Origin of the sequence: Pseudomonas sp. 24 E 13, from assembly GCF_900004715.1 — a bacterium.
Taxonomy (GTDB): Bacteria; Pseudomonadota; Gammaproteobacteria; order Pseudomonadales; family Pseudomonadaceae; genus Aquipseudomonas; species Aquipseudomonas orientalis_A.
Genome location: NZ_CVTO01000145.1, coordinates 169,444 through 191,244, shown reverse-complemented (window position 1 = coordinate 191,244; position 21,801 = coordinate 169,444). Strand labels below are relative to the sequence as shown.

The following is a 21,801-nucleotide window of genomic DNA, read 5'->3' as shown; positions in this document are numbered from 1 at the left end:
AGGAAGGGCAGTTTGAAATCAACCTCGAAGACGACATCGTCGCCGCGTGCCTGATGTGCCGCGACGGCCAAGTCATCCGCAAAAACGCCTAAGCAGGGATTCAGACGATGGAAGAGCTTATCTCCCCCGGTATCTACAACCTGATCATCTTTGTGCTGGCGATTTATGTCGGTTACCACGTGGTCTGGAACGTGACACCCGCGCTGCACACGCCGTTGATGGCCGTAACCAACGCCATTTCGGCAATCGTGATCGTCGGCGCCATGCTCGCCGCCGCCCTCACGGTCACACCGCTGGGCAAGACCATGGGCACCCTGGCTGTGGCCCTGGCGGCGGTCAATGTGTTTGGTGGTTTCCTGGTCACCCGGCGAATGCTTGAGATGTTCAAGAAAAAAGCCCCGAAAGTAAAAGAAGAGGCGCCCAAGTAATGAGCATGAACCTCGTCACGACGCTCTACCTGATTGCGTCGATCTGCTTCATCCAGGCCCTCAAAGGCCTCTCGCACCCGACCACTTCGCGGCGCGGCAACCTGTTCGGCATGCTCGGCATGGCGCTGGCGGTACTCACCACCGTTGGCCTCATCTATAAGCTCGGCGCTGAGCTGGCGACGGCCGGTATCGGCTATGTGATCGTCGGCCTGCTGATCGGCGGCACCGCCGGCTCGGTCATGGCCAAGCGCGTCGAAATGACCAAGATGCCGGAACTGGTCGCGTTCATGCACAGCATGATCGGCCTGGCTGCGGTATTCATCGCCATCGCGGCGGTCGTCGAACCGCAATCGCTGGGTATCGTCAAGCACCTGGGCGACGCCATTCCTGCGGGCAACCGCCTGGAACTGTTCCTGGGTGCCGCCATCGGTGCAATTACCTTCTCCGGTTCGGTGATCGCTTTCGGCAAGCTCTCCGGCAAGTACAAGTTCCGCCTGTTCCAGGGCGCATCGGTGCAGTTCGGCGGCCAGCACAAGCTCAACCTGGTGTTGGGCCTGCTGACGCTGGGCCTGGGCCTGGCCTTCATGTTCACCGGCAACCTCACGGCCTTCGCCGTGATGCTGGCCCTGGCCTTTGTACTGGGCGTGCTGATCATCATCCCCATCGGCGGCGCCGACATGCCGGTGGTTGTCTCGATGCTCAACAGCTACTCCGGCTGGGCAGCGGCAGGGATCGGCTTCTCGCTGAACAACTCGATGCTGATCATCGCCGGCTCCCTGGTGGGCTCCAGCGGCGCGATCCTGTCGTACATCATGTGCAAGGCCATGAACCGCTCCTTCTTCAATGTGCTGCTCGGCGGCTTCGGCAATGCGCCGGACGCCGGTGCTGCGGCAGGTTCCAAGGAAGCACGCCCGGTGAAGTCCGGCTCGGCCGACGATGCGACTTTCCTGCTGACCAACGCCGACACCGTGATCATCGTGCCGGGTTACGGCCTGGCCGTGGCTCGGGCGCAACACGCGCTCAAGGAACTGACCGAGAAGCTGACTCATCGCGGTGTGACGGTAAAGTACGCGATCCACCCTGTGGCGGGCCGTATGCCCGGGCACATGAACGTACTGCTGGCCGAGGCCGAAGTGCCGTACGACCAGGTGTTCGAGATGGAAGACATCAACTCCGAGTTCGGTCAGGCCGACGTGGTACTGGTGCTGGGCGCGAACGACGTGGTCAACCCGGCCGCCAAGAACGATCCGAACTCACCGATCGCCGGCATGCCGATCCTTGAAGCGTTCAAGGCCAAGACCATCATCGTCAACAAGCGCTCGATGGCCAGCGGCTACGCAGGCCTGGACAACGAATTGTTCTACCTGGACAAGACCATGATGGTCTTCGGTGATGCCAAAAAGGTTATCGAAGATATGGTCAAAGCTGTCGAATAACACTGCGCCAGCGCAATACCCGAAACCCTGGCCTGAGATAGGCTGGGGTTTTTTCGTTCCCATGCTCTGCGTGGGAATGCAGCCAGGGATGCTCTGCGTCCCGCTTTGCACACTCCGATGAAACCCGACCAAAGGCTCTAAATCGCCACTCGGCATTCGACCATGGTAGCGGGCCGAAACTTTTTGAAATCACTACACTGCCCAACTTGCTTCCGCAGCCTGAGATAACCATTCATGTACCGTGATCGTATCCGCTTGCCTTCGTTGTTGAACAAGGTCATGAGCGCGGCAGACGCCGCTGCACTGATCGAGGACGGCATGACCGTCGGCATGAGCGGCTTCACCCGCGCCGGTGAAGCCAAGGCCGTCCCCCATGCCCTGGCCGAGCGCGCCAAGACGTCACCGCTGAAAATCACCCTGATGACCGGTGCCAGCCTGGGCAACGACCTGGACAAGCAATTGACCGAAGCCGGCGTGCTGTCACGCCGCATGCCGTTCCAGGTCGATAGCACCTTGCGCAAGGCAATCAACGCCGGCGAAGTGATGTTTATCGATCAGCACCTGTCGGAAACCGTCGAGCAACTGCGCAACAACCAGCTCAAGTTGCCGGACATCGCCGTGATTGAAGCCGTCGCCATCACCGAACAAGGCCATATCGTGCCCACCACCTCGGTGGGCAACTCTGCCAGCTTCGCGATTTTTGCCAAGCAAGTCATCGTCGAGATCAACCTGGCGCACAACCCGAACCTGGAGGGGCTGCACGACATTTATATCCCTTCCTATCGGCCAACTCGCACGCCGATTCCGCTGGTCAAAGTCGACGATCGTATTGGCAGCCCGGCGATTCCCATCCCGCCCGAGAAAATCGTCGCCATTGTGATCACCAACCAGGCCGATTCCGCCTCCACCGTGACGCCACCCGACAGCGACACCCAGGGCATCGCCAACCACCTGATCAACTTTCTGAAACAGGAAGTCGATGCCGGGCGTATGACCAACAAGCTCGGCCCGCTGCAGGCCGGTATCGGCAACATCGCCAACGCAGTGATGTGCGGCTTGATTGACTCGCCGTTCGAAGACTTGACCATGTATTCGGAAGTGCTGCAGGACTCGACGTTCGACCTGATCGACGCGGGCAAGCTGAGCTTCGCCTCCGGCAGCTCGATTACCCTGTCGGAGCGGCGCAATGCCGATGTGTTCGGCAATCTTGCGCACTACAAGGACAAGCTGGTGCTGCGCCCGCAGGAAATCTCCAACCATCCTGAAGTGGTGCGCCGCCTGGGCATCATCGGCATCAATACAGCGCTGGAGTTCGATATCTACGGCAACGTCAATTCCACCCACGTCTGCGGCACGCGGATGATGAACGGTATTGGCGGCTCCGGGGACTTTGCGCGCAATGCGCACCTGGCGATTTTCGTGACCAAGTCGATTGCCAAGGGCGGCGCGATTTCAAGCGTGGTGCCGATGGTCAGCCATGTGGACCATACCGAACATGACGTCGACATCCTGGTGACCGAAGTGGGCCTGGCGGACTTGCGTGGCCTGGCACCCCGCGAGCGTGCCCGCGTGATCATCGACAACTGTGTGCACCCGGTGTATCGCGACGCACTGAACGGCTACTTCGTTGCCGCCTGCGCTATCGGCGGGCATACCCCGCATATCCTGCGCGACGCACTGAGCTGGCACATTAACCTGGAAGAAACCGGGCACATGCTCAAGGCTTGAGGGATATACAACCGGGTTGGTGCCAATACAGTTTCATCGGCCCGGTGTTTGATCGCTATATCTATCAAAAACTGTACTGCTGTACCGGTAATTTCCTACAGAAATATCCCACGACCCTCGTCGAAAAAGCCGATTTCGCACCGTTACGGTGCGCACAGGTACAGTTGCCCCCATTTCGTACCGTACAGCCTCTATAAACAGTTAACTGGCCCCTCACAATACAGGTGAACTGTATCTAGAGAGTCTTGCGTGCGAGGAGGATCATTGGCATCAGTTAAACCACTACCTAATCCCGCCACAAGCGGAAGGATGTCATCATGGAACGTACACTCAGTTCCGAACTGTTCTTCGAAGAAAAAGCTGTTAACACCCAGGCTTCCCTGCCTTTGCGCGTTCTCGCCAACCTGATGTTGTGGCAGCGCCGCATCTCCAGCCGCCACCAATTGGCTCGTCTGGATTCGCGTCTGCTGGCTGATGCCGGTATCAGCGAAGCTCAACGCTACGAAGAGCTGAGCAAGCCGTTCTGGCGCTGATTGGCGCTCGCTGGCCCTGACCCGCCGGGTCCACCGCCAGCACTCTGATTTGTCAAAGCAAAGCCCGCCCCGGGTAACCGGAGGCGGGCTTTGTTGTATCTGGATATGGGAACCGGAAACAGCAGCCATCTACCGGACCAGTACAGTTTTCTTATTTATAAATAAAACCACAACAGTTAACCGCAGGCTTCCGAATGAGCAAGCGGTGACCTAATATCCAGTCACCACGTGGCGAACCTTGTAGAACGGGCGTCAGATGCCCAATTGCCCAACGTCCGTTTCACTGTGGCGGTTCTACGCCACCTTATTTGCTCATCTACAGGAGTCACCCCATGTCCCGTCTTCGCCTGCTGTGCACCGCCGCCCTGTTGGCCGTTGCTGCCAACGCTAACGCGAGCAGCTTTATCGTTACCACCGATTCGATCGTCGGCGCACTGAAAGCCACCTCCGACGCCACGTCCGATGCCACCTCCTCCCTGCGCGACAACAAGGTGGTGCGAGCCGCCCGTGACGACGCGGCCAGCTTTGTCGCAAGCGAAGGCGCCATCCGTGGTGTGAAACTGGAAAGCGCACTGGCGCAGATCCGCCAGCAGGCACCGCAATTGAACACTGCCACTGACGCTCAATTGGCCCAGGCAATCCTGGCGATCTAACGCCAGGGCCGGCAGGAAGGGCCGTCACTGCACTGGCTCTCACCCGGTCATTGCGCTAGCCTTGGCGCTCGTTTTCAGTTGTCGAGTGCCATGGCTTTTTCATACCGCCTGTTGATTGTTCCAGTAATGCTCTGTGCCTGCTGGGCACCATTGGCTTCGGCCTTTGACGTCTCTGTTCAGAGCACCGTTGCCAGCGCGTACGCCACCAGCAAGGTGACGTCTGCGCCGTTTGATAACAAGTTGGTCCGGGTCGCCAGGGATGATGCTGCTGCTTTCATTGCCACAGACGGCCAATGGCGGGGCGCACGCCTGGAGTCCGCGCTGGATTACCTGCGCCGCACCCAGCCAAAACTTCATGCAAGCGACCTTGAACTGGCGCAGGCAATTCTCGTCCAATAATCATCTTTGTATAGCCATCTTTGTATTGGAGTCACCCCATGCGTAGCCCGTTGATCGTCGCCGCCCTCGGCCTGCTGTTTCTGGCTGATGTCGCCCAGGCGCAAACCCTGAAGGCCACCAGCAACATCGTGGTTCGCGCTTCGGCGCGCACCATTGATTTCACCTCTGACACCACCACCTCGATCCGCGATTCCAAGATCGTGCGCGAAGCCCATGATGATGCCGCCAGTTTCGTCGCCACCCATGGCGAGATCCGTGGCGCGCAACTCGAGGCCGCCTTTGAAACCCTGCGCACCCGCGTACCAGAAGCCCGTGATGCCAGCGACCAGACGCTCGCCGAAGCTATCCTCGCTCTGTGAGGCGAATCAAGGCCTGGCTCCTGGCCGGGGCTGTGCTGCTGTGTGCCGGTGCGGCCCAGGCCAGCCTGCAACTGCAGCTCAAGACCGATGGCCTGAGCCCGGCTGAACAGCAGGCCAGCCAGGCATTGCTCGATGAAGCGATGGGCGCCCTGCCGCCGCGCTTCATCGAGCAGCTGGACCGCCGCATCGAGGTCGGCTGGACCGACAAGATGCCTGAAAACGCTTACGGCCAGGCCTCCCTGGTGTCCGAGCTGGACCTCAACCGAAACCTGCTGGCCAGCCTGACCGACGGCAGCGCCGCCACCCGCAAAACCAACCGCCCCCACGGCACCGTGCGCCGGGAAATGCTCGCCACTGTGCTGCATGAACTGACCCACATCTATGACCGTGCGCGCCTGTGGTCCAAAGACGAGCGCGCCCTGATCCAGCGCTGCAGCCGCCAGAACAACATCACCGGCCTGATTGGCCTGCCCGATCAATGCCGTGGCCAGAACGACCGTCGCTTCACCCTGAGTGACGACCCTCGCCTGCTGGACCTCGCCGGCTGGCCGCAATATGTCGGCCGTCGCGGCGAACGCGAGCAGCACAACAACCAGGTGGTTCGCAGCCCGGATATCTACGAAACCACCAGCCCGCTGGAATTCGTCGCGGTCAACATGGAGTACTTCCTCCTCGACCCCAGCTACGCCTGTCGCCGTCCCGCGCTGGCGCGCTATTACAAGGAACATTTCGGCTGGGCGCCGCCGGGGCAGGATAAGTGCGGCAATACCTACGCCTTTCTGAACGCCGGCAACGATTTCGCCAAGACCCCGCTCGGCCAGATCGACCCGGAACGTGTGTACGAAATTGACTACCTGCTCGCCGAAGCCAACCAGAATCTGGTGAGCCGCTGGGGCCATAGCATGCTGCGCCTGGTGATCTGCGCGCCCGGCCGTCCTCGCGGGCCGGATTGCCGGCTGGACCTGGATCAGCACCTGGTGCTGTCCTACCGCGCCTTCGTCGGTGACGTACAGCTGTCGAGCTGGGATGGCCTGGTGGGCAAATACCCGTCGCGACTGTTTGTCCTGCCGCTGGCCCAAGTCATCGACGAGTACACCAAGACCGAACTGCGTGGCCTGGCGTCAGTGCCGCTCAAGCTCAATCGCCAGGAAATCAACGAAACAGTCGAACACGCCGCCGAGATGCACTGGAGCTACGACGGCAACTACTTCTTCATTTCCAACAACTGTGCGGTGGAAAGCTTGAAGCTGTTGCGCAGTGGCAGCGCCAACCCGCAATTGACCGGCCTGGACAACATCACCCCCAACGGCTTGCTGGAGGTGCTCAGCGCACGCGGGTTGGCCGACACCAGCGTACTGAATGACAAGCGCGAAGCGTTGCGCCTGGGCTATCACTTTGACTCGTTCCGCGAGCGCTACCAGGCGATGTTCGATGTACTGCGCAAGCGCCTGCCGATCAAGCAGACCCAAGTCGAAGACTGGCTGTCGCTGAATGCGCAGGAGCGCCGCCAATGGTTCAGCCAGGCCGACTTGCGAACCAGCGCCGCGCTGCTGTTGCTGGAGCAGGCCAGCTTTCGCAAACAATTGATGCTCGCCCAGGACGAAGTCAAACAACGCTACCTCAATGCGCGGGAGCTGAAGAACGGTGGCATGGAAAAAGCCAACAACACGTTGCAGCAAATCCTCGCCAACAGCGGCTTCCTCAGTCGCCCCGCCGAATTGCTCGACAGTGGCGGCTACGGCCTGCCGCAGCCTTCGGAGGCCAAGCGGCTGGAATCGGAAAGTGCCGAGCGCCAGAAGCAACTGCAATCGCTGACCGGCGAGCTGGATAAAGAAGTCAGGGCGCTGCTCGATCCGTCCCGCGCTGCCGAGATTGCCGCTTGCGAAGCCAATCTCAAGCAAATGGGCGAACACCTGCGAGCGTTGCATAAAGCGGCCGGCGGCCTCGAACTGCCGTAAACACTCAGCGAATCAAGTAATTCCAATGTGGGAGGGGGCTTGCCCCCTCCCACATTTTTTTATCCGCATAAGCCTCAAGACCGAATGTCACCTGTTTTCCCGGCGAAAGCTGGCTGAAAGCTTACCCGTCTAGGATCGCCCCACTGTCGGCAATAGACCGACTGTTAACAACAACAATGGTGATTCCCGATGTCCGCCCGTACCCGTCTGTTTTTCCCTACTCCCCCCGTACGCCTCGTGCCTTTCGTTCTGCGCTGACCCCACCCGGTTCGCCATTCCCTAGCCGCGCTACGCCTGGAGTATTCCTATGCTGACTTTCCTTGGCTTTGCCATGGTCATCACGTTCATGTTCCTGATCATGACCAAGCGCCTGTCTGCGCTGATCGCCTTGATCATCGTGCCGATCCTGTTCGCGCTGTTCGGCGGCTTCGCGCCGAAGATCGGCCCGATGATGCTCGAAGGCATCACCAAGCTCGCGCCGACCGGCGTGATGCTGATGTTTGCCATCCTCTACTTTGCCCTGATGATCGACTCCGGCCTGTTCGACCCGGCCGTGCGCAAGATTCTCAAGATGGTCAAGGGCGACCCGCTGAAAGTCTCGGTCGGCACCGCCGTGCTGGCCCTGGTGGTGTCCCTCGACGGTGACGGCGCCACCACGTACATGATCTGCGTCGCTGCGATGCTGCCGCTGTACAAGCGCATCGGCATGAGCCCGCGCATCATGGCCGGCCTGATTATTCTTGCCGGTGGCGTGATGAACATGACCCCCTGGGGCGGCCCAACCGCTCGCGCCGCCAGCGCGCTGCATGTGGACCCCTCGGACATCTTCGTACCGATGATCCCGGCCATGGCGGCCGGCGTGGTAGCGATCCTGGCGATTGCCTATATGTACGGCAAGCGCGAGCGTGCACGCCTGGGTGAACTGCATCTGCAAGGCGACGAGATCGACCACAGCGAAATCAGCGTGTCGCAATTTCCCGACGCCCGCCGTCCGAAGCTGATCTGGTTCAACGGCGCGCTGACGCTTGCCCTGATGTGCACGCTGATCGCCGGCCTGCTGCCGCTGCCCGTGCTGTTCATGGTGGCGTTCAGTATCGCGATGATCGTCAACTACCCATGCCTGCAACAGCAGAAAGACCGCGTCGCCGCGCACGCCGGCAGCGTATTGGCGGTGGTCGGGCTGATCTTCGCCGCCGGCATCTTTACTGGCATCCTGTCGGGCACCGGCATGGTCGACGCCATGTCCAAGAGCCTGCTGGCGGTTATCCCTGAAGCCTTGGGACCGTACCTGGCGGTCATCACGGCGCTGGTGAGCATGCCGTTTACCTTCTTCATGTCCAACGATGCGTTCTACTATGGCGTGCTGCCCGTGCTGGCCGAAGCTGCCAGCCACTACGGCATCACCGCCGTGGAGATGGCGCGTGCGTCGATCGTCGGGCAACCGGTGCATCTGCTCAGCCCACTGGTACCCTCCACCTACTTGCTGGTCGCCCTGGCAGGTATCGAGTTTGGTGATCACCAGCGCTTCACCCTCAAGTGGGCAGTGCTGGTATGCCTGTGCATAATGTTCGCCGCGCTGCTGATGGGGATTTTTCCGCTGTTCAGCACTCTATAATCGTACCGACTCACTCACCGCGCGGCGCTACAGTCCGCGCGGTCTAACACTTGCTCAAAGGAATACACATGGAATGGCTGACCAATCCGGAAATCTGGATTGCCTTCTTCACCCTGACGGCGCTCGAGATCGTCCTGGGCATCGATAACATCATCATGATTTCGATCCTGGTCAGCCGCATGCCCAAGCACATGCAGGCGCGCACCCGGATCTTCGGCCTCGCCCTGGCGATGGTCACGCGCATCCTGTTGCTGCTGTCGATCACCTGGGTCATGCAACTGACCGCCGACCTGTTCGTGGTCTTCGGCCAGGGCATCTCCGGTCGCGACCTGATCCTGTTCTTCGGTGGCTTGTTCCTGCTGTGGAAAAGCTCCCAGGAGATGTACCACGCCCTGGAAGGTGAAGACGAAACCCACGACGAGCCGGGTGGCAAGGGTGGCAAGTTCATCTACACCATCATCCAGATCGCGATCATCGACATCGTGTTCTCCCTGGACTCGGTCATCACCGCCGTCGGCATGGTTTCCCATGTGCCGGTCATGGTCGCCGCCATCGTGGTTGCCGTATTGGTGATGATGCTGGCCGCCGGCACCATCAGCGAATTTATCGACAAGCACCCGTCGCTGAAGATGCTGGCGCTGTCGTTCCTGCTGGTGGTGGGTACCGTGCTGATCGCCGAATCCTTCGACGTTCACGTGCCAAAAGGCTACGTCTACTTCGCCATGGCGTTCTCGCTGGCGGTGGAAGCGGTGAACATCAAGATGCGCACCGCCATCGCGAAAAAGAAGAAGCAGCAGGATCCGGTAAAACTGCGCAAAGATATCCCGGGTCAGTAAATTCAACCCGCTGTCGATCATTCCCACGCTCCGCGTGGGAATGCCGCCTCGGACGCTTCGCGTCCCGATCTTCATGACAGTTTTGTTTCAATCCCGCGTTCAGCTATGCGATGCTGGCGCAGAGTCCATTCGCCAACTACAGCTTAACCACAAGACGTAGAACGGCACGCGGCAACTTTCCTTCGCTCCTGCTGGAGCTCACCCACACGGGGGGCCGAGCATGCTGACCTTGCTCAATCTGCTTTCCGCCGTGACCCTGCTGATCTGGGGCACGCACATCGTCCGTACCGGCATCCTGCGGGTCTACGGCTCCAACTTGCGCCAAGTCATCGGGCAGAACATGTCCAAGCGCTGGCTGGCGTTTGTCGCCGGTATTCTGGTGACGGCCATGGTGCAGAGCAGCAATGCCACGGCAATGCTGGTGACATCCTTTGTCGGCCAGGGGTTGATGAGCCTTACGCCCGCCCTGGCCACCATGCTCGGCGCCGACGTCGGTACCGCGCTGATGGCGCGGGTGCTGACCTTTGACCTGTCGTGGTTGTCACCGCTGCTGATCTTCCTCGGGGTGATTTTTTTCCTGTCGCGCAAACAGACGCGGGCAGGGCAGTTGGGCCGGGTCGGGATCGGCCTCGGGCTGATCATTCTGGCCCTGCAATTGATCGTCGAAGCCGCCGGGCCGATTACCCATGCCCAGGGCGTCAAAGTCATCTTCGCTTCGCTGACCGGCGACATCCTGCTCGACGCCCTGGTCGGTGCGCTGTTCGCGATGATTTCCTACTCCAGCCTCGCCGCAGTGCTGCTTACGGCAACCCTGGCCGGTGCCGGCGTGATCGGTCTGCACGTGGCCATCGGCCTGGTCATCGGTGCCAACATCGGCAGTGGCATCCTGGCCTTTCTCAGCACCAGCATGCAGAACACCGCCGGGCGGCAGGTCGCCCTGGGCAGCCTGTTGTACAAATTGATCGGCCTGCTGTTGATCATTCCGGTACTCGACCCACTCGTCCGCTGGATGGACGGCCTGGACTACAGCACCCAAGGCATGGTCATCACCTTTCACCTGCTCTACAACGTCAGCCGCTGCCTGATCCTGTTGCCCACTATCGGCCCGATGGCGCGGCTGTGCGAATGGCTGCTGCCGGAGCGTCCCGAGACCAACGGCAAAGCCAAGCCGCGCCATCTGGACCTGGCCTCGCTGAACACGCCGAGCCTGGCGCTGGCCAACGCCGCCCGCGAAACCCTGCGGCTCGGCGACCTGATCGACAACATGCTCACCTCGATGCAGGAAGTGCTGCGCGGCAACCAAACCGCCATTACCCAGCAAATGCGCAGCCTCAGCGATGACGTCGAGGCGCTTTATAGCGCGATCAAACTTTACCTGGCGCAAATGCCCCGTGAAGACCTGAGTGAGCAGGACAATCGACGCTGGGCAGAAATCATCGAACTGTCGATCAACCTGAAGCTGGCAGGCGACCTGATCGAGCGCATGCTGCGCAAAGTGCAGCAGCAGAAGACGTCCCAGCGCCGGCAATTTTCCGAAGTCGGCCTGGAAGAACTCAGCGGCCTGCACAGCCAACTGATCGCCAATCTGCGCCTGGGCCTGTCGGTATTCCTCAGCGGCGACCCGGAAAGCGCCCGCCAATTACTGCGGGAGAAACGCCGCTTTCGCGCCCAGGAGCGGCGCCTGGCCCACGCTCACGTCAGCCGCTTGCAGCGTAAAATCGTACAGAGCCTGGAAACCAGCTCCCTGCACCTGGAGCTGATCGCTGACATGAAGCGCCTGAACTCGTTGTTTTGCAGCAGCGCTTATGTCGTGTTGGAAACGTCCGACACCGGCGCACTCTCTGCCGACGATATTGCCGACATCACCCATTCGCCCTGAACGTACGCCAGCGAGCGAAGTCAGTTAACAACGGACCTCATTCGCCAGGAAGCTTGTTATGCGTCGCCTGTTACTCGCCTGCCTGCTCATGGGCTCGGCACACACCTTTGCCTTTGACCGCCTGCAGGTCGAAGGCTATACCTTGCCCAACGGCCTGCAATTGCTGCTCAAACCGGGCACCGAGCGCGGGCATGTGGCGATCCGCCTGGTAGTCGGCGTGGGCCTGGACGATTTCAGCTGCGACCAGAAAGAGCTGCCGCATTTGTTCGAGCACCTGCTGTTCAGCGGCATCGACGGCGGTAACGAAGGCGACCTCGAAGACCGCATGCAGGCCCTGGGCGGGGAGTGGAACGCCTACACCAGCAACGCCGACACCACGTTCGTGATCGAGGCGCCCGCGCAGAACCAGCGCAAGGTATTGGATCTGCTGCTGGCAATCGTCACCCGCACCCAACTGACCGACGCCAATATCAACGCCGCCAAGCAGGTGGTCGAGCGCGAGGACGGTGGCCATTATTCCCACTTGCAACGCCTGCTGGACCGCCAGGACTTGGGCCACAACGCCAGCAACCAGCTGGCCGTCGAGTTGGGCCTCAAGTGCGCCGAACGCGCCGAGGTCAACGCTCTGACCCGCGACCAGTTGGAGGCGCTGCGCAAAAACTGGTACGCACCGAACAACATGACCCTGATCGTCGTCGGCGACCTGGACAAACTGCTGCCGGCCTACCTGGAACGCACCTATGGCCAGCTCGACCCGGTAGAGCCGAGCGAACATCGACCGCTGCCGCAAATCCAGCAGGCCGCCGCCAGTCATCGCGACCTGATCCACGGCTGGGTCGGCGACAATGCCAAGCTGCACTGGCTGTTCCCGGAGCCGGTGCTGGAAGACCAGCATGATGAAACCTACGACCTGCTCAAGGACTACCTCGACTGGGCGTTGTACCGCCAATTGCGCCTCAGGCACGGCCTGTCCTACGGGCCCTGGAGCGAGCGTGAAGTGCTCGGCGGCGTTGGCTTCCTGAGCCTGAACGCCGACCTCGAACGGGAAAACCTCGAGCAAGCCGAGCAGGTATTGCAAGACCTCAAGGCCCGCTTGCTCAAGGATGGCCTCGACCCGGCGGTGTTCGCGCGCCTGCAGCAAGCCGCCATTGCACGTCAGGCCTGGGCCGTGCAGGGCAACAGCGCGCTGGCCGACTATTATTGGAGCGCCGCCGGCGAATATGACGATGGGCGCTTCAGCGACCCGGCCAAACGTATCAAGGCCGTGACCCTGGCCCAGACCAATCAGGCCATGCGCCAGTTATTCGAGCAGCCGGGCTACTGGCGCATCGAAAAACCGCTGTTGAGCTACAACGCCCTGAGCTGGATAGGCGCGGGCGTGCTGGGACTGATCGGGCTTGCGTGGATCGCCCTGCGGTTTTATCGCAAACGGCTCGCTTAATGAGGCGCCGAACAGCGGACCAAGACGTTATTCTGTCGCGGATTTTTCTAACCCTTATTGTGAATCGCCCATGCCAAACCTGCCGCCCCTTATCCAGCGCGTTATAGAACTGATCAAGCGCTACCCTGGGGTGATCGCACTCGGCGGCTTCATCTCGGGTGTGGGCAGCTTCATCCTGGTGGACCGCCAGCAAGGCATGGCCAGTTGGATCGCCGTGATCCTGCTGGTGAGCTGGTTGTGGCTGATGCTGGAAAACAGCTTCACCCAGCTGTTCACCAAGATGTTCAACCGCGAGATACCGGAACCGCTGCTGCGCTATGCGACCCAGATGATCCACCAGGAAAGTCTGTTTTTCGTGTTGCCGTTCTTTTTCGTCACCACGGCCTGGAACAGCGGCCAATCTGCGTTCACCGGCCTGCTCGGCGCGGCGGCGCTGGTCTCGATCATCGACCCGCTGTATTACAAGTGGCTGGCGCCCAAGCGCTCGCTGTTCCTCGCCTTGCATACGCTGACATTGTTCGCCGCACTGCTGACCGCGCTGCCGATCATCCTGCACCTGACGACCGCCGAAAGTTACAAACTGGCACTGGGCGTCGCCATGGCCCTGTCGATTCCGAGCCTGGCCGCCAGCCTGCCGCTGCGCAGCGTCAAAGGCTGGGCAATGCTGCTGGGGGTGACAGCCGCTATTGGCAGCGCCGGCTGGTTGCTGCGTAGCTGGGTGCCACCTGCCACCCTGTGGATGACTGAAGTGGCCATCAGCACCCAGCTGCAAGACCGCACACCGGGCGACGACCTCAAGCAAGTCAGCGCCGCCCAGCTGCGCAGCGGCGGACTGTACGCCTACACCGCAATCAACGCGCCGCGCGGCCTCGATGAGCGGATCTACCATGTGTGGAAATTCAACGGCAAGGAAGTCGACCGCATTGCCCTGGATATCCATGGCGGCCGCAAGGAGGGCTACCGCGCCTGGACGCACAAGCAGAACTTCCCGCCGGATGCGGTAGGCCGCTGGCAGGTGCGGGTGCTCACCGAAGACGGGCAAGTGATTGGCGTGCTGCGCTTTAACGTCACCGACTCAGCACAAACGGACAACCCGCCATAGGCCCGATCGTGCTATTACGTAGCAATTGTGGACAGCCAAATACGCTCGGAGCTTATGACCACTCCCACGACGGCCGGCGCGGCCCAACTCGATACGTCCCGCACACCGCCGTTGCTGCGCATTACCGGTGACTGGACGCTTGCCCATTACGCAAAGCTGAAGAAGCTGTCGAACACACTCGACGGCCAATACGACGCCGGCGCGCACATCGACCTTAACGGCCTCGGCGCCCTGGATACTGCCGGCGCTTCGCTGCTGGTGGAGTTGCTGGGCCCCGAACGTATCGAACGCTCCGCCGAGCAGAGCGATTGCAGCCTGTCCGCCGCCGACCGGGCACTGCTCAAGACGGTCTACCGCTCGCTCAATGATTTTTGCGTACCGCTCAAGGAGCCGGAAGAGGGCGCCGGTGTGCAACTGCTGGCGCGCATCGGCCGCGCCGTGGACACCGTCTGGCAAGACGGGATGAAACTGTTGGGCTTCATCGGCCTGATCCTCGAAACCTTCGTGCGCGGCATCCTGCGGCCCAAGCGCTGGCGCCTGACGCCGGTGGTCGCGCATATCGAACAGACCGGCCTGGATGCCGCGCCGATCGTTGCGCTGCTGACCTTTCTGGTCGGCGCCGTGGTGGCCTTCCTCGGCGCCACCGTGCTCAAGAGCTTCGGCGCGACGATCTTCACCGTGGACCTGGTGGCGTTTTCATTCCTGCGCGAATTTGGCGTGTTGCTCACCGCCATCCTGATCGCCGGTCGCACGGCCAGCGCCTTTACCGCACAAATCGGCTCGATGAAGGCCAACGAAGAAATCGACGCGATCCGCACCCTGGGCCTGGACCCGATGGAGCTGCTGGTGCTGCCGCGGGTCCTGGCATTGCTGGTGGCGCTGCCGATGCTGACATTCCTGGCGATGCTCTCGGGGATTGTCGGCGGCGGCGTGGTGTGTGCGGTGGCCCTGGATATTTCGCCGGCGATGTTTCTGTCGCTGCTGCAATCGGACATCGGCGTGCAGCATTTTCTGGTGGGCATGGTGAAAGCGCCGATCTTCGCGTTCCTGATCGCCGCGATCGGTTGCCTGGAAGGCTTCAAGGTCAGCGGCAGTGCCGAGTCGGTCGGCGCGCACACCACCTCCAGCGTGGTGCAGTCGATTTTCGTGGTGATCGTGCTGGACGCGGTCGCGGCAATGTTTTTCATGGAGATGGGCTGGTGAGTCGTCTGCATCGAGCGCCCACTGAGGCGGTGATTGAAGTTCGCGGCCTGTGCAATCGCTTTGGCAGCCAGAGCGTGCACGAGAATCTCGACCTGGATTTGTACAAGGGCGAGATCCTGGCGGTGGTCGGCGGCTCCGGCAGCGGCAAGTCGGTGTTGCTGCGCAGCATCGTCGGCCTGCGGCGGCCCAGCGAAGGGCAAGTGCGGGTATTGGGCAAGGACCTGCCGAATTTGTCCGAGCATGAACGTTCACTGGTGGAACGGCGCTTCGGCGTGCTGTTCCAGAAGGGCGCCTTGTTTTCCTCGCTGACCGTCACCGAGAACGTCGCCTTGCCGTTGATCGAGCATGCCGGGCTCAGCCGCGCCGATGCCGAGCATCTGGCGGCGGTCAAGCTGGCCCTGGCCGGGCTGCCGTTGTCGGCGGCCGACAAGTACCCGGCGTCGCTGTCCGGCGGCATGATCAAGCGCGCCGCCCTGGCGCGCGCGCTGGCCCTGGACCCGGACATCCTGTTTCTCGACGAACCCACCGCCGGCCTCGACCCGATTGGCGCGGCGCAATTCGACCAACTGATCCTGACCCTGCGCGACGCGCTGGGCTTGAGTGTGTTCCTGGTCACCCACGACCTCGACACGCTGTACACCATCACCGACCGCGTGGCGGTGCTGGCGCAGAAGAAAGTCCTGGTGGCGGACGCCATCGATGTCGTCTCGGAAACCGATGACGCCTGGATCCACGACTATTTCCACGGCCCCCGAGGCCGCGCGGCATTGGATGCCGCTCAATCGCTCAACGAGGTATGACATGGAAACCCGAGCCCATCATGTGATGATCGGACTGTTCAGCGTAATAGTGGTGGTCGGCGCGATGCTGTTCGGCCTGTGGCTGGCCAAATCCAGCGTCGACAGCGCCTTCCAGGACTATGAGGTGGTGTTCAACGAAGCGGTCAGCGGCCTGTCCCAGGGCAGCTCGGTGCAGTACAGCGGGATCAAGGTGGGCGATGTCACCAGCCTGCGCCTGGACCCCAAGGACCCGCGCCGCGTGCTGGCGCGCATCCGCCTCGCCGGGCAAACGCCGATCAAGGAAGACACCCAGGCCAAACTGGCACTGACCGGCATCACCGGCACGTCGATCATCCAACTCAGCGGCGGCACCCCGCAGAGCCCGGAACTCAAGGGCAAGGACGGCAACCTGCCGGAAATCATCGCGTCGCCGTCGCCCATCGCCCGCCTGCTCAATAACAGCAACGACCTGATGACCAGCGTCAACCTACTGCTGCATAACGCCAACCAGCTGTTCTCCCGGGAAAATGTCGAACGCTTGAGCACCACCCTGGACAATCTGCAGCAAACCACCGGCGCCATTGCAGAACAGCGCGGCGACATCAAAGTGGTGATGCAGCAATTGATGCAAGTGAGCAAGCAGGCCGGCGGCGCGCTGGAACAGACCACCGTATTGATGCGCAACGCCAACGGTTTGCTCAACGACCAAGGCAAGCAAGCCTTTGGCAGCGCGGAGCAGGCAATGAAGTCCCTTGAGCAAAGCACCGCCACCCTCAACACCTTGCTGGCCAACAACAAGGACTCGGTGAACAGCGGCCTGCAGGGCCTCAATGAACTGGCGCCGGCCGTGCGCGAACTGCGCGAAACCCTCGGTTCGCTGCGCGCCATCTCCCGCCGCCTGGAAGCCAACCCCAGCGGTTACCTGCTGGGCAGTGACAAGAACAAGGAGTTCACGCCATGAAGCGTGCTTACCGAATCATCGCTCCCGTGGTTTTTGCATTGATGAGCGCGTGCTCGATCCTGCCCAAGCCGGACCCGTCCGACGTCTACCGCCTGGCGTCGACCCAGCCCGTCAGCCAAGGTACGCCGGTGAGCTGGTCACTGCGCGTGACCAAGCCACAGACCAGCGAATTTCTCGACAGCCCACGCATCGCGGTGGTGCCCAATGGCGATCTGATCAGCAGCTATGCCCACTCGCGCTGGAGCGACCCGGCGCCGGTGCTGTTGCGCAATCGCCTGCTGGATGGCTTCCAGCGTGATGGGCGGGTGACGCTGTTGAGTACCGATGAGACCAACCTGCAGGCGGACTATGAGCTGGGAGGCCAGTTACAGGCGTTTCAGAGCGAATACCACGGCACGGCAGTGGAGGTGGTGATTCGCCTGGATGCGCGGCTGGTGCGCGGCAGTGATCAGCGGATTATTGCCAGCCGGCGGTTTGAGGTGAGGCAGCAGGTGGGGGATACCAAGGTGCCTTCGGTGGTGGCTGCTTTTGGGCAAGCCGGGGATCAACTGAATAGGCAGGTAGTGGATTGGGTTGTGGCGCAAGGCAATACTGCTGCGAAACACTGAAGGCCTTATCGGGGGCAAGCCCCCGATAGCTACCTGAGCCTTAACCAAAGAACCAGTAGCACACCGCAATAGCCGCCACCACACCGGCAAACTCCGCCAACAACGCACACCCCACCGCATGCCGCGCCCGCTGGATGCCCACTGACCCGAAGTACACCGCCAACACATAAAACGTGGTCTCGGTACTGCCCTGGATCGTCGCCGCCACCAACGCCGGGAAGCTGTCCACCCCCTGGGTCTGCATCGTCTCGATCAGCATCGCCCGCGCCGCGCTGCCGGAGAAGGGCTTGACCATCGCAGTGGGCAGTGCGTCGACAAACCGCGTGTCCATGCCGGTCCAGGCCACCAGGTGGCGAATCCCTTCCAGGCCGAAGTCCAACGCGCCGGAGGCACGCAACACGCCCACCGCACAGAGCATCGCTACCAGATAGGGCAGCAGATTCTTGGCGACGTCAAAACCTTCCTTGGCACCTTCGACAAAGGCCTCATACACCTTGACCTTGCGCAAGGCGCCGATCACCAGGAACAGCATGATCAAGCCAAACAGCGTGAGGTTGCCCAGGATCGAAGACAACCCGGCAAGCGCTGTGGCGGACAGGGTCGCCAGCAACGCCATGAAGCCTCCCAGCACCAACGCGCCGGGAATCAGGTAGGCGAGCACGACCGGATCCCACAGGCGCAGGCGCTGCATCACCGCTACCGACAGCAGGCCGACCAGCGTCGACGCGCTGGTGGCCAGCAGGATCGGCAGGAACACCAGCGTCGGGTCGGCAGCGCCTTGCTGGGCCCGGTACATGAAGATGGTCACCGGCAACAGCGTCAGCGAGGACGCATTGAGCACCAGGAACAGGATCTGTGCGTTGCTTGCCGTATTGGGGATGGGGTTGAGTTCCTGCAGCGCCTTCATGGCCTTGAGGCCGATGGGCGTGGCGGCGTTGTCCAGGCCCAGGCCGTTGGCGGCGAAATTGAGGGTGATCAAGCCGATGGCAGGGTGGCCGGCGGGCACCTCCGGCATCAGGCGACGAAACAGCGGGCCCAGGGCCCTGGCCAGCCAGTCGACGATCCCGGCTTTTTCGGCGATACGCAGAAAACCCAGCCACAACGTCAGGGTGCCGAACAAGAGCACCATGACCTCCACCGACAATTTGGCCATGGCGAAAATGCTTTCCACCATCGCCGCAAAAATTCCGGCGTTACCGCCCACCAGCCATTGCGCCAGTGCTGACACCATTGCCACCACAAAGAAGCCAAGCCACAGGCCATTGAGCATCAGTTGAATCCCCCGAAAGATGGGCGAATGATAACGGGGCTGACAGAAACGACAAACCCCGGAATTATCCGGGGTTTGTGTCAGAGCATTCGAGCGATCAACCGCGAGTGATCTCGCCGGCCGGCAGCACCTCTTTGCTGCGCCAGTGCGGCAGCGAATTCCAGTAGCGCTCGCCCTTGGCATCGTCGTACATGCCTTCCCAGCGCGAGATAACCAGAACGGCCAAGGCGTTGCCGATCACGTTCAGCGCGGTACGCGCCATGTCCATCACACGGTCGACACCCGCGATAAACGCCAGGCCTTCCAGTGGGATGCCCACGCTGCCCAGGGTAGCCAGCAACACCACGAAGGACACACCCGGCACGCCGGCGATGCCTTTGGAGGTGACCATCAGGGTCAGCACCAGCATCAGTTGTTGGCCGATCGACAGGTCGATGCCGTACAGCTGCGCAATGAAGATCGCGGCGATGCTTTGATACAGGGTCGAACCATCGAGATTGAACGAGTAACCCGTCGGCACCACGAAGCTGCAGATCGCCTTGGGCGCGCCGTAGGCTTCCATCTTCTCGATCACACGCGGCAGTACGGTTTCGGAACTGGCGGTGGAGTAGGCAAGCACCAACTCGTCCTTGAAGATGCGCATCAGTTTTAGGATCGAGAAACCAAACAGGCGGGCGATCAGGCCCAGCACCGCAAACGCGAAGAACAGAATCGCGACGTAAACCAGGATCACCAGCTTGGCCAATGGCAGCAGCGAGGCGAAGCCGAAGTTGGCGACCGTCACCGCGATCAGTGCAAATACACCGATAGGGGCGTACTTCATGATCATGTGAGTGACTTTGAACATGCTCTCGGACACGCCCTGGAACATGGTCACCAGCGGCTCGCGCAGTTCCGGCTTGAGGCTCGACAAGCCCAGGCCGAACAGCACGGAGAAGAAGATGATCGGCAGCATCTCGCCACGGGCGACGGCTGCGAAGATGTTCGACGGGATCAGGTTGAGAATGGTCTCGATGAACGCATGCTCATGCTGCACTTCGGCGGCGGTGGCCTGGTACTTGGAGATATCGACAGTACCCAGGGTACTCATGTCGATGCCCGCGCCCGGATGGAACAGGTTGGCCAGCAACAGGCCGACCACGATGGCGATGGTGGTGACGACTTCAAAGTAAAGGATGGTCTTGACGCCGATGCGACCCAGCTTTTTCGCATCACCCACACCGGCAATACCGACGATCAGCGACGAAATCACGATTGGGATAACGATCATCTTGATCAGGCGGATAAAGATATCGCCTGCCGGCTGCAGCACGTTGCTGATCCACCAGGCCTTTTCAGCACTGAAATGGTTGAGCACTGCACCGATTGCGATCCCCAGCACCAAACCGATGAGGATCTGCCAGGCGAGGCTTAGCTTTGCCTTCTTCATGTCATTACCCTTACTTCAAGTGAACTTAAGGCAAATGCGCCAGCTGGACCGCTCGAAAGCGAAAAAGTGTGAGCATCTGCCTCCATGGAAGGTCACCGCAGCGTGGCCGAAATGGCTTACTGGCAGGCGAAAAAAGGCGCAACTATTCCCATGCAAGGCGGCGACGTCTAATGCCGTAAACGCCTACCCTATGCCGAATCGGCATGGTTTTTTTTGAAAATAATTGTCTGAACGGTCAGTTCGGATACGCCATTGAAGCGGGTGAACCGGCCGTGAAGCTGCCAATTCCGGCTTGCGCAGAGGTAGCTGAGGACTCGGGGTGTTGGGTAGAAATGCTTGGAATATCCGCGGCATGGCGTAAGAAACAGCCTATTGCGCTCGGAAAAATTTATCGATGGATGGTCGCGCCGACACACTACGTAATGATTGGCGAGAGGCAAAACGAGGAATGCCAGCTATGGCCGGCATGATGCCCGGGCTTTGAGAGTCATAAGCCCGCCGCAAGTTCAGCAAGCTTGAGGACTTGTGAACTTGCGTCGCAGCTTTTCACCTGACCCGGCCCTTGCGCAGGCACTCCCTGTACCCGTAGGTCACGCCGATCCTGATCGATCAGAGCAACCCGGCCCCCTGGTCATGCATCGCATTTGGTATGCGATGCAAACAGAAAGAAGCGAACTGGCTTCTTTCTATGGACGCCGGCTCCGTAAGACGGAACCTAGTACCAATTCGGATCTTTCTTCAGCTGCTCCATGAGCAGCTTCTGCATACCTTCATCCGGTTTACCGATAAACCGGTAATCGGCATGCCGCGTCGGCGATTTGTCCGCCGGCAAACCGGCCGGGACTTCCACCAACATGGCGTAGGCATCTTCCTTATCGAAGCTGAAGGCGACGATCAGGCGCTTGTTCCGGCAGGTATCTGCCGTTTCACACAGCGGCCCTACCAAGTACTTCTCACCGTCTTCTTCGACAGCGTTCATCTGCTCCGCCGCGCCCGACAGGTTCATCACCCATTCGGGCAGGCGCTGCTCTTTCTTGACCACGCCTTGCCAGGTTTCACGGTATTGCGCATCCGTGCTGAGCAATTCATTGGCCCGGGATTGGCCGTCATTGGCGGCCATCACCAGGCTGCTGCCGCCCAACAGCAGGGCGGCGGCTATGGCTTTAAAAGGCACAGTGGTCATA

21 protein-coding genes are annotated in these 21,801 nt (G+C 60.9%); 18 read left to right on the top strand and 3 right to left on the bottom strand.

What is annotated here, in order from left to right; genetic code table 11:
* From BFP90_RS29295 to BFP90_RS20685, 18 genes are all read left to right on the top strand, one after another.
* On the top strand, positions 1-92 hold a 92-nt coding region (locus tag BFP90_RS29295), incomplete at its 5' end, for a hypothetical protein (RefSeq protein ID WP_256097476.1).
* 15 nt (positions 93-107) lie between these two features.
* Positions 108-428 (top strand): NAD(P) transhydrogenase subunit alpha, encoded by a 321-nt coding sequence (locus BFP90_RS20765; RefSeq protein WP_003187417.1) that lies wholly within the window; start codon positions 108-110, stop codon positions 426-428.
* Positions 428-1,864: an NAD(P)(+) transhydrogenase (Re/Si-specific) subunit beta gene (locus tag BFP90_RS20760; RefSeq protein WP_065897868.1), complete on the top strand. Its 1,437-nt coding sequence runs from the start codon at positions 428-430 to the stop codon at positions 1,862-1,864. Before BFP90_RS20765 ends, BFP90_RS20760 begins: the two co-directional genes overlap by 1 nt.
* A 234-nt stretch (positions 1,865-2,098) precedes the next feature.
* Complete coding sequence (locus BFP90_RS20755) at positions 2,099-3,592, top strand: acetyl-CoA hydrolase/transferase family protein (RefSeq protein WP_065897867.1); 1,494 nt, start codon at positions 2,099-2,101, stop codon at positions 3,590-3,592.
* Positions 3,593-3,909: 317 nt separating this feature from the next.
* Positions 3,910-4,125, top strand: coding sequence for a DUF1127 domain-containing protein (locus tag BFP90_RS20750; RefSeq protein ID WP_003187413.1), 216 nt, complete (start codon positions 3,910-3,912; stop codon positions 4,123-4,125).
* 332 nt (positions 4,126-4,457) lie between these two features.
* Positions 4,458-4,778 carry a DUF2388 domain-containing protein gene (locus BFP90_RS20745; RefSeq protein WP_057725665.1) on the top strand — a complete coding sequence of 107 codons (321 nt, stop codon included), beginning with the start codon at positions 4,458-4,460 and terminating at the stop codon, positions 4,776-4,778.
* A 90-nt stretch (positions 4,779-4,868) separates the two neighbouring features.
* Positions 4,869-5,177 carry a DUF2388 domain-containing protein gene (locus BFP90_RS20740; protein ID WP_065886812.1) on the top strand — a complete coding sequence of 103 codons (309 nt, stop codon included), beginning with the start codon at positions 4,869-4,871 and terminating at the stop codon, positions 5,175-5,177.
* Between the two features lie 38 nt (positions 5,178-5,215).
* Positions 5,216-5,536, top strand: coding sequence for a DUF2388 domain-containing protein (locus BFP90_RS20735; protein ID WP_065897866.1), 321 nt, complete (start codon positions 5,216-5,218; stop codon positions 5,534-5,536).
* On the top strand, positions 5,533-7,494 hold the full coding sequence (locus BFP90_RS20730) for a DUF7844 domain-containing protein (protein WP_065886795.1): 1,962 nt from the start codon (positions 5,533-5,535) through the stop codon (positions 7,492-7,494). Before BFP90_RS20735 ends, BFP90_RS20730 begins: the two co-directional genes overlap by 4 nt.
* A 307-nt stretch (positions 7,495-7,801) precedes the next feature.
* Positions 7,802-9,109, top strand: a complete 1,308-nt coding sequence (locus BFP90_RS20725) for a CitMHS family transporter (protein WP_065886794.1) — start codon at positions 7,802-7,804, stop codon at positions 9,107-9,109.
* A gap of 68 nt (positions 9,110-9,177) precedes the next feature.
* On the top strand, positions 9,178-9,945 hold the full coding sequence (locus tag BFP90_RS20720; protein WP_017139071.1) for a TerC family protein: 768 nt from the start codon (positions 9,178-9,180) through the stop codon (positions 9,943-9,945).
* Positions 9,946-10,165: 220 nt separating this feature from the next.
* A complete protein-coding gene (locus tag BFP90_RS20715) occupies positions 10,166-11,824 on the top strand; it encodes a Na/Pi cotransporter family protein (protein ID WP_065895299.1) in 1,659 nt (552 codons plus the stop codon).
* A 58-nt stretch (positions 11,825-11,882) separates the two neighbouring features.
* A complete protein-coding gene (locus BFP90_RS20710) occupies positions 11,883-13,265 on the top strand; it encodes a M16 family metallopeptidase (protein WP_065897865.1) in 1,383 nt (460 codons plus the stop codon).
* 70 nt (positions 13,266-13,335) lie between these two features.
* Positions 13,336-14,367: a DUF5924 family protein gene (locus tag BFP90_RS20705; protein ID WP_065897864.1), complete on the top strand. Its 1,032-nt coding sequence runs from the start codon at positions 13,336-13,338 to the stop codon at positions 14,365-14,367.
* A 54-nt stretch (positions 14,368-14,421) separates the two neighbouring features.
* Entirely contained in the window at positions 14,422-15,570 is a 1,149-nt protein-coding gene (locus BFP90_RS20700) for an ABC transporter permease (protein WP_065897863.1), read from the top strand.
* Complete coding sequence (locus BFP90_RS20695; protein ID WP_065895295.1) at positions 15,567-16,370, top strand: ABC transporter ATP-binding protein; 804 nt, start codon at positions 15,567-15,569, stop codon at positions 16,368-16,370. The genes BFP90_RS20700 and BFP90_RS20695 overlap by 4 nt, the downstream gene beginning before the upstream one ends.
* A 1-nt stretch (position 16,371) precedes the next feature.
* A complete protein-coding gene (locus tag BFP90_RS20690) occupies positions 16,372-17,310 on the top strand; it encodes an MlaD family protein (RefSeq protein WP_065886788.1) in 939 nt (312 codons plus the stop codon).
* The gene (locus BFP90_RS20685; RefSeq protein WP_065897862.1) at positions 17,307-17,918 is read left to right on the top strand and encodes an ABC-type transport auxiliary lipoprotein family protein; all 612 of its coding nucleotides are present in this window, start codon (positions 17,307-17,309) and stop codon (positions 17,916-17,918) included. Before BFP90_RS20690 ends, BFP90_RS20685 begins: the two co-directional genes overlap by 4 nt.
* Before the next feature lie 40 nt (positions 17,919-17,958).
* Here BFP90_RS20685 and BFP90_RS20680 read toward each other — a convergent pair whose 3' ends face one another.
* From BFP90_RS20680 to BFP90_RS20670, 3 genes are all read right to left on the bottom strand, one after another.
* Positions 17,959-19,188, bottom strand: coding sequence for a nucleoside recognition domain-containing protein (locus BFP90_RS20680; protein WP_065895293.1), 1,230 nt, complete (start codon positions 19,186-19,188; stop codon positions 17,959-17,961).
* 97 nt (positions 19,189-19,285) lie between these two features.
* Positions 19,286-20,617, bottom strand: coding sequence for a glutamate/aspartate:proton symporter GltP (gene gltP / locus BFP90_RS20675; protein ID WP_065886786.1), 1,332 nt, complete (start codon positions 20,615-20,617; stop codon positions 19,286-19,288).
* Between the two features lie 715 nt (positions 20,618-21,332).
* Complete coding sequence (locus BFP90_RS20670; protein WP_065886785.1) at positions 21,333-21,800, bottom strand: inhibitor of vertebrate lysozyme family protein; 468 nt, start codon at positions 21,798-21,800, stop codon at positions 21,333-21,335.
* Position 21,801: the final 1 nt, after the last annotated feature.